This window comes from Cupriavidus sp. SK-4 (assembly GCF_000611125.1).
GTDB classification, from domain to species: Bacteria; Pseudomonadota; Gammaproteobacteria; order Burkholderiales; family Burkholderiaceae; genus Cupriavidus; species Cupriavidus necator.
Genome location: NZ_JFJW01000033.1, coordinates 28357 through 36610, shown reverse-complemented (window position 1 = coordinate 36610; position 8254 = coordinate 28357). Strand labels below are relative to the sequence as shown.

8 protein-coding genes are annotated in these 8254 nt (G+C 67.6%); 1 reads left to right on the top strand and 7 read right to left on the bottom strand.

Features of this window, described 5'->3' with window-relative positions:
* Nucleotides 1–53: 53 nt before the first annotated feature.
* Both CF68_RS06960 and CF68_RS06955 read right to left on the bottom strand, forming a co-directional pair.
* Entirely contained in the window at nucleotides 54–1883 is a 1830-nt protein-coding gene (locus CF68_RS06960) for an ABC transporter ATP-binding protein (RefSeq protein ID WP_035816980.1), read from the bottom strand.
* Nucleotides 1884–2044: 161 nt separating this feature from the next.
* Entirely contained in the window at nucleotides 2045–3727 is a 1683-nt protein-coding gene (locus CF68_RS06955) for an L-lactate permease (protein WP_035816979.1), read from the bottom strand.
* A gap of 412 nt (nucleotides 3728–4139) precedes the next feature.
* Here CF68_RS06955 and CF68_RS06950 point away from each other — a divergent pair, with 412 nt between their 5' ends.
* Nucleotides 4140–4793 carry a LysE family translocator gene (locus tag CF68_RS06950; protein ID WP_035816978.1) on the top strand — a complete coding sequence of 218 codons (654 nt, stop codon included), beginning with the start codon at nucleotides 4140–4142 and terminating at the stop codon, nucleotides 4791–4793.
* Between the two features lie 34 nt (nucleotides 4794–4827).
* On the opposite strand, the gene CF68_RS06945 is transcribed toward CF68_RS06950, so the two are convergent.
* The 5 genes from CF68_RS06945 to CF68_RS06925 form a co-directional block, all read right to left on the bottom strand.
* A complete protein-coding gene (locus tag CF68_RS06945) occupies nucleotides 4828–5472 on the bottom strand; it encodes a glutathione S-transferase family protein (protein ID WP_035816976.1) in 645 nt (214 codons plus the stop codon).
* 31 nt (nucleotides 5473–5503) lie between these two features.
* Nucleotides 5504–6694, bottom strand: a complete 1191-nt coding sequence (locus CF68_RS06940) for a PLP-dependent aminotransferase family protein (protein ID WP_013957457.1) — start codon at nucleotides 6692–6694, stop codon at nucleotides 5504–5506.
* Nucleotides 6695–6746: 52 nt separating this feature from the next.
* Complete coding sequence (locus tag CF68_RS06935) at nucleotides 6747–7076, bottom strand: DHCW motif cupin fold protein (RefSeq protein WP_010813560.1); 330 nt, start codon at nucleotides 7074–7076, stop codon at nucleotides 6747–6749.
* Nucleotides 7077–7083: 7 nt separating this feature from the next.
* Nucleotides 7084–7545 (bottom strand): RidA family protein, encoded by a 462-nt coding sequence (locus CF68_RS06930; RefSeq protein WP_035816974.1) that lies wholly within the window; start codon nucleotides 7543–7545, stop codon nucleotides 7084–7086.
* A gap of 11 nt (nucleotides 7546–7556) precedes the next feature.
* Nucleotides 7557–8254 (bottom strand): DMT family transporter (locus CF68_RS06925; protein WP_035816973.1); only part of this gene is annotated, 698 nt, incomplete at its 5' end.

Genomic DNA, 8254 nt, shown 5'->3' with positions numbered 1-8254 from the left:
CCAACCCTCTCCCGCAAGCGGGAGAGGGAGCCCCCAATCTGGCGGGCAATATCTCAATCCACTCCCACAAATCCCCCGGTCTGGTGCACCCACAGCCGCGCATATAGCCCGCCCTGCGCCAGCAATTGCGCGTGCGTGCCGCTTTCCACGATATGGCCGTTGTCCAGCACCACCAGCCGGTCCATGCGCGCAATCGTCGACAGCCGGTGGGCGATGGCGATCACGGTCTTGCCCTGCATCAGGGTTTCCAGGCTCTCCTGGATCGCGGCCTCGACTTCGGAGTCCAGCGCGGAGGTGGCTTCGTCCAGGATCAGGACCGGCGCGTTCTTGAGCAGCACGCGCGCGATGGCAATGCGCTGGCGCTGTCCGCCTGACAGCTTCACGCCGCGCTCGCCGACCTGCGCCTCCAGCCCGGTATTGCCGTGGGCGTCGACCAGGTGCGGGGTGAATTCGTCGGCGCGGGCGCGGTGCAGGGCTTGTTGCAGCTCGGCCTCGGTACTGGAGGGCTTGCCGTAGAGCAGGTTCTCGCGGATCGACCGGTGCAGCAGCGAAGTGTCCTGCGTGACCATGCCGATCTGTGCGCGCAGGCTTTCCTGCGTGACCGTGGCGATGTCCTGGCCGTCGATCAGGATGCGGCCGCGTTCGACGTCGTAGAGTCGCAGCAGCAGGTTGACCAGCGTCGACTTGCCGGCGCCGGAAGGACCGACCAGCCCGATCTTCTCGCCAGGGCGCACTGTCAGGTCCACGCCTTCGATGACGCCTGAGCCCTTGCCGTAGTGGAATCCCACTTGCTCGAAGCGGACCTCGCCATGGGTGACGCGCAACGGCTTCGCGTCGGCGCGGTCGGTCACCACGCGCGGCACGGCTATCGTCTTCATGCCGTCCTGCACCTGCCCGACATTCTCGAAGATGCCGTTGACCACCCACATGATCCAGCCCGACATATTGTTGATGCGGATCACCAGCCCGGTGGTGAGTGCAATCGCGCCGGTGGTGACATGGCCCTCGCTCCACAGCCACAGCGCCAGCCCGGTGGTGCCGGCGATCAGCGCGCCGTTCATGGCGGTGATGGTGATGTCCATGCCGCTGACCATGCGCCCGGCCAGCCGCACCTTGTCGGTCTGCTCGGCCATGGCGTCGCGCGCGTAGTCTTCCTCGTGCCGGGTATGGGCGAACAGCTTGAGCGTGGTGATATTGGTGTAGCCGTCGACGATGCGTCCCATCAGGCGCGAGCGCGACTCCGTGGCCACCACCGAGCGCTGCTTCACGCGCGGCACGAAATGGAGCAGGGCAGCCACATAGCAGACGATCCACAGCAGCAGCGGGATCATCAGCCGCCAGTCGGCCTGCGCGAACAGCACCAGCGCGCTGACCGCATAGATCACCACGTGCCAGAGCGCGTCCACCGCCTGCACGGCTGAGTCGCGCAGCGAGTAGCCGGTCTGCATGATGCGCTGCGCGATGCGCCCGGCAAAGTCGTTCTGGAAGAACGACAGGCTCTGCTTGAGCACGTAGCGGTGGTTCTGCCAGCGGATCAGGTTGGCCAGCCCGGGGTTGATGACCTGGTGCACCAGCACATCGTGCAGCCCGAAAAAGATGGGACGCAGCAGCAGCGCCACCACCGCCATCCACAGCAGCTCGTTGCGATGCCGGCTGAAGAACTCCGCGCCGGGCGTGGTCTGGGCCATGTCGACCAGCCGGCCGAGGAAGCTGAACAGCGCCACCTCGATCAGCGCGCCGACCAGGCCCACCAGCAACAGCAGCGCGAACACGCCCCACACTTCGCGCAGGTACCAGGCATAGAAGCGCCAGACCTGGCCGGGCGGCTCGCGGTCGGGCATGCCCCGGAAGGGGTCGATCAGTCTTTCCAGGCGACGCAACATGGCAGGTTTCCCGTTGTGCCCGGCGCGCCCTGGCGTCTTCGTGGGAGGTGGGGGTGCGCGTGCGGCGGATCAGACACAACATGATACGCGCCTTGCACAATGGAAAAGCCCCGCCAGGGGCGGGGCCTTGTCTGAACCGCAGTACGGAAACGTCTGAAGGGTCAGGGGTGGTGGATGACCATATGCGTGAATGGCGGCACATAAGCCTGCAGCGTCACGAACAGGCCCACCAGGATCGCCAGCACGATCGAGTGGAAGAACACATAGCGCAGGATGTCGCCTTCGTGGCCGTACCACTTGGTGGCGGTCGAGGCCACCACGATGGACTGCGCATCGATCATCTTGCCCATCACGCCGCCCGAGCTGTTGGCCGAGGCCATCAGCACCGGCGACAGGCCCAGCTGCTCCGCCGTGGTCTTCTGCAGGCCGCCGAACAGCACGTTCGAGGCCGTGTCCGAACCGGTCAGCGCCACGCCCAGCCAGCCCAGCATGGTGCCGAACAGCGGATAGAACACGCCGGTGTGGGCGAAGGCCAGGCCCAGCGTGGCATCCAGGCCCGAGTATCGGGTCAGGTAGCCGACGCCGAACATCGCGCAGATGGTCAGGAGCGAGTAGCGCACCAGCTTGATGGTTTCCCAGTACTCCTTGAACAGGCGCGGCACCGAGTAGCCCATCAGCAGGCCGCCGGCGATGGCCGAGACAAAGATGCCGGTGCCGGCCATCGACAGCACGTTGAAGTTGAAGACCGCGCCTTCGATGACTTCCTTGGGCACCACCGGCGGCACCTTGACGATGGCCTTGTCCAGCCCCGGGATCGGGAATTTCCACGCCCACAGGCCATCCATCAGCTTCTTGAACTCGGGCACGCCCCAGACAAAGACGAACACCGTCAGGATCACCCACGGCATCCAGGCCTTGGCCACCGAGATGCCGACCGAGGCGGCGCTGGCGCGCGCATCGGCTTCGAGCGCTTCGGGATGGTCGATCTTGGAGTCGTCGTGGCGGCCCAGGATCCTGGCCGAGGTCCAGATCTCCTTCGGATGCCAGACCTTCAGGAACAGCGTCAGCGAGGCCATCGACACTAGCGCGGCGATCACGTCCACCAGCCACGGGCCGTGGAAGTTCGACACCAGGAACTGCGGGATCGCAAAGCTCACCCCCGCCACCAGGATCGCCGGCCAGATCGCCAGCATGCCGCGGAAGCCGGCAAAGGCCCAGATCAGCCAGAACGGCACGATCACCGAGAAGAACGGCAGCTGGCGCCCGATCATGGCCGACAGGTCGAGCAGGTCCAGCCCGGTCACCGATGCCAGGCCTATGATCGGGGCGCCCAGCGCGCCGTAGGCCACCGGCGCGGTGTTGGCGATCAGCGCCAGGCCCGAGGCGGCCAGCGGCGAGAAGCCCAGGCCGATCAGGATGGCACCGGTCACGGCCACCGGCGTGCCGAAGCCGGCCGCGCCCTCGAAGAAGGCGCCGAAGCTGAACGCCACCAGCAGCAGCTGCAGGCGGCGGTCCTCGGTGATGCCGGAGATCGAGTTCTGCAAGACCTTGAATGACCCGTTAAGGGTTGTCAGCCGGTGCAGGAAGATGATGTTCAGCACGATCCAGCCGATCGGGAACAGCCCGGACACGATGCCCAGCCCCGCCGCCTTGCCGGCCATCGCCGCCGGCATGCCGAACACCGTGGAGGCGACCACGATGCCGATCAGCAATGCCAGCCCCGCCGCCAGGTGGGCCTGCATATGAAAGAACGCCAGCGCTGCCAGCAGCACGGCGACGGGAATGCCCGCGGCAATGGTCGACAGCGCCATATTGCCTAGCGGGTCATAGACTTGACTCCACACGATCGATGTCCTCCTCAGGTTGGCTCAGGCGCCGGGACAATCTGCGTGCCCTCGGCGCCGTGCATGCGCTTTGCACCGGCGAGCGGCATCCGCCGCGCGCGGGAAAGAACCAGCGATTGTAGGAACGGGTTCCGGGTTCGCTGTCGTACATTGCGTCATGCCTGGCATGAGCCACATTCAGGGATCAGGGTTTCCCTGGGGGCATTGCGGCGCACGTGGTGCCTTCCAGGCACACCGGCCAGAGTACTCTAAACGGCGCCTGTTGCAAAAGTATGCGCACCAGCTGCAAGCCTGCATGACTGGCCGATGCAACCACCCGACGCCGGCTGGCGTGAGCGTCGTTGTCCCGCCATACTGGCAGGCAGCGCGCGGGCAGGCCGCCCGCACCAACCAATTAGAGGCGAGGTTCCCCATGACCGAATTCCTTCCCCCGTGGCCGCTGCTGATGGCGTTCGTGCTGGCCAGCCTGGCGCTGGCCATCACGCCCGGCCCGGCCGTGGTCTATATCGTCACGCGCACGCTGGCGCAGGGCCGGCAGGCCGGGCTGGCCTCGATCGGCGCGGTGGCGCTGGGCAACCTGGGCAACGCGATCGGCGCCTCGCTGGGGCTGGCGGTGCTGTTCTCGGTGTCGGCGCTGGCGTTTTCGGTGGTCAAGTACGCGGGGGCGGCCTACCTGATCTGGCTGGGCATCCGCGCGCTGCGCGGGGGTGGGGCGGCCGCGAACGGCGATACCCCGGAGGTGGCGCCACGCAGCCTGCGCCAGGTGGTGCGCGACGGCTTCGTGGTGGCGCTGCTCAATCCCAAGACCGCGATCTTCTTTGCCGCCTTCCTGCCGCAGTTCATGAACCCGGCGGGCTCGGCGCTGACGCAGAGCCTGGCGCTGGGCGTGGCCTTCGTGCTGATCGCCGCGACCACCGATGCCTGCTACGTGATGGCCGCCGCCGCGGTGATGCCGGCACTGCGCCGCGCCGGCAGGGCGCGCGCGCTCGGCCGCTACCTGACCGGCGCGGCGTTTATCGGGCTGGGGGTATTTACCGCGGCATCGGGCTCGCGCGCGGCGAAGTAAGGCAGGACGGCAGGAAAGAAAAAACTGCCGCGGCTCAGCGCAGCGGCAGTTCCAGGATGCCGTCCGCGGCGGGGCGGGCGCGCATCGCGCTCAACCAGCGCTCCAGGTCGGGGCGCGGCTGGTGCTTGTGCGGCAGCCCTATCCAGCGGTGCGCGGCGCAGGCCAGCGAGATGTCGGCCATGGTGAAGCGGTCGCCGCCGATGAACTCGCGCCCGGCCAGCGCCTTGTCCAGCAGCGCGGCCAGCGGCTCGGTGCGCTCGCACGATGACTTGATGGCAGCCTCGTCGCGCTCCGCTTTTGGCTTGCGCACCAGGTTCAGGAACGCCGTCACCATGGCCGGGCTGAAGGCGGTGGTCTGCCAGTCCATCCAGCGGTCGGCCGAGGCGCGTGCCTTGACGTCCTCGGGCCACAGCGTGCCTTCGCCGTAGCGCGCGCACAGGTACCGCACGATCGCATTGGATTCCCACAGCACGAAGGGCTCGCCGCCGACATCGGTGCCGCGGAAATCCTCGATCACGGGGATCTGGCGGTTCGGGTTCAGGCGCACATAGGCCTCGGTGTCGAGGTCGCCCTTGGTCACGCCGATATCCACGCGCTCATGGTCCAGGTGCAGCTCGCGCGCGCACCAGACCACTTTCTGCACGTTGATGGAGGAGAGTCGGCCCCAGATACGCAACATTTCGGCTCCAGTGGTGATGCGCGCCCGGGCTTCAGGCCGCGCGCGGTTGCTTGGCGGCGGCCGCGGCGATGGCTTCGCGGAACAGCTCGCCAAGGATGGCCACGCCCTGCTCGATGCGCTCGGCCGACACCGTGACGAAGGCCAGGCGCAGCGCGTTGCGCTTCGGGTTGCTGGCGTAGAACGGCGCGCCCGGCACATAGGCCACGTTGCGCTTCACGGCTTCTTCCAGGATCACCATGCTGTCCAGGCCCTCGGGCAGCTCCATCCAGATGAACATGCCGCCTTCGGGCGCGTTCCAGGTCACGCCCTCGGGCATATGGCGCTTGAGCGCGTCCAGCATATACTGGCACTGCTTGCCGTAGAGCTCGCGGATGGTCGGGATATGCGTGTCGAGCAGGCCGTCGCGGATGGTCTCGTAGGCCACGCGCTGGGTGAAGGTCGGCGTGTGCAGGTCAGACGCCTGCTTGGCCTGGCACAGCTTGAAGTGCAGCTCGGGCGGGGCGATCACATAGCCCAGGCGCATGCCGGGGGCCAGGATCTTCGAGAACGAGCCCATGTAGATGACGCCGTCCGGATTCATCGACAGCAGGCTGGGCAGCTGGTCGCCGGTGTAGCTGAGCGCGCCGTAGGGATCGTCCTCGACCAGCAGCACGCCCTGTTCCTTTGCGCGGGCCACCAGCGCCTCGCGGCGTTCCAGCGGCAGGCGGCGGCCGGTCGGGTTCTGGAAGTTGGGCAGGGCGTACAGGAAGCGCGCGCCGGCGGTCAGCTCGGGCGTCAGCGCCTCGGGCAGGAGGCCCTTGTCGTCGCTGGGGATCGAGACGAACTCAGGTTCGAACAGCGAGAACGCCTGCAGCGCGCCGAGGTAGCTGGGGGTTTCCACCAGCACCTTGCTGCCCGGGTCGATCATCACCTTGGCGATCAGGTCCAGCGCCTGCTGCGAGCCGGTGGTGATCAGCACGCGCTCGACCGGTGCGCCATGCCGCCTGGCGACGAACTCGCGCAGCGGCAGGTAGCCTTCGGTCGCGGCGTATTGCAGCGCCGCCTGCGGGTTGTCGGCGAATACGCGGGCCGTCGCTGCCTCCATGGCCGCTACCGGGAACGAGGCCGGCGACGGCAGGCCGCCGGCGAACGAAATGACTTCCGGACGCTCGGTGACCTTCAGGATTTCGCGGATGGCCGAGCTGGTCAGTTGCTGCGCCCGGCGGGAAATGGCCCATTTCATGATGTGTCTCTTGTGGTCTGGGGGATTCTGGGCTGAGCGGCAAGCCTGCCGCTCAGTCAACGATAAATAGTCGTGCGCCCTTCGGCGAGGACGAACGGTGCGCTTCCGCCTGGTCGGCTACCTGGTAGCTGGTGCCCGCGCCGAGCACGAACTGCCGGCCGTCTTCCAGCTCGGTATGGAGCTCGCCGTCCAGCACGAACAGGATATGGCCCTTGCTGCACCAGTGGTCGGCCAGGTAGCCGGGCGAGTATTCGACCATGCGCACGCGGATGTCGCCGAACTGGCGCGTGCGCCAGGTGGCCTCGCCCTGCTCGCCCGGGTGGCGGGTCGGCGCGATGGCCGACCAGTCGGTGGTGCCGAAGGGCAGGTTGTCGATGCGCATGCGGGCCTCAGGCCGCCTTCACTTCGGCGATCATCTCGATCTCGACGCAGGCGCCCAGCGGGACCTGCGCCACGCCGAAAGCGCTGCGCGCATGCTTGCCCTTGTCGCCGAACACTTCGGCCAGCAGCTCCGAGGCGCCGTTGGTGACCAGGTGCTGCTCGGTGAATTCGGGGGTCGAGTTGACCAGGCTCATCAGCTTGACGATGCGGGTGACGCGGTTCAGGTCGCCCACGTGCGCGTGCAGCGTGGCCAGCAGGTCGATGGCGATCGCGCGCGCGGCGGCCTTGCCGGACTCGGTATCGATGTCCTTGCCCAGCTTGCCGGTCCATACCTTGCCGTCCTTGCGGGCGATATGGCCCGACAGGAACACGGTGTTGCCGGTTTGCGCGGCCATCACATAGGCGGCGGCGGGGGCGTTGACGGCCGGCAGTTCGATGCCGAGGCGGGCAAGAGTGTCGTAGACGGACATGTAGGCTCCAGTCAGTGAATGCGTCCAGGGAGGATCGGTGGCGTTTCCGGGGCGGGGGCAGGTGCGCTTTGCTGCACGGCGGCGCGGCGGCCGAGGGCCACGACGGCGATCACCGCCACCGCGAAGGCGATGGTGGGGACGTCAAGCGGCTCGGCCAGGATCAGCGCGCCGCCCGCCAGCGTCAGGAACGGCTGCAGCAATTGTATCTGGCCGACGCGCGCCACGCCGCCTTTTGCGAGGCCGGCGTACCAGAAAAGGAAGCCGACAAACATCGAGAACACTGACACATAGGCCATGCCGCCCCAGGCGCGAGGCGACGCCGCGGCAATCGACGGCAGGTCGCGCAGGGTCAGCCAGGCCACCACCGGCACCAGCACCGGCAGCGACACCACCAGCGCCCAGCTGATGGTTTCCAGCCCGCCCAGCTCGCGCGATAGCTTGCCGCCCTCGGCATAGCCCAGCGCGCCCAGCACCACGGCGGCGAACAGGTACCAGTCCGCATGCTGCAGGCCACCGGCACCCTGCCAGACGGCAAAGCCCACCACCAGCGCGCTGCCGGCCACGGCCGACAGCCAGAACGCCGGCGACGGCCGCTCACGCCCGAACCAGGCGGCGAATACCGCGGTCGCCAGCGGCAGCAGGCCGATCACGATGGCGCCGTGGCTGGCCGGCACCTCGCGCATCGCCAGCGAAGAAAACAGCGGGAAAC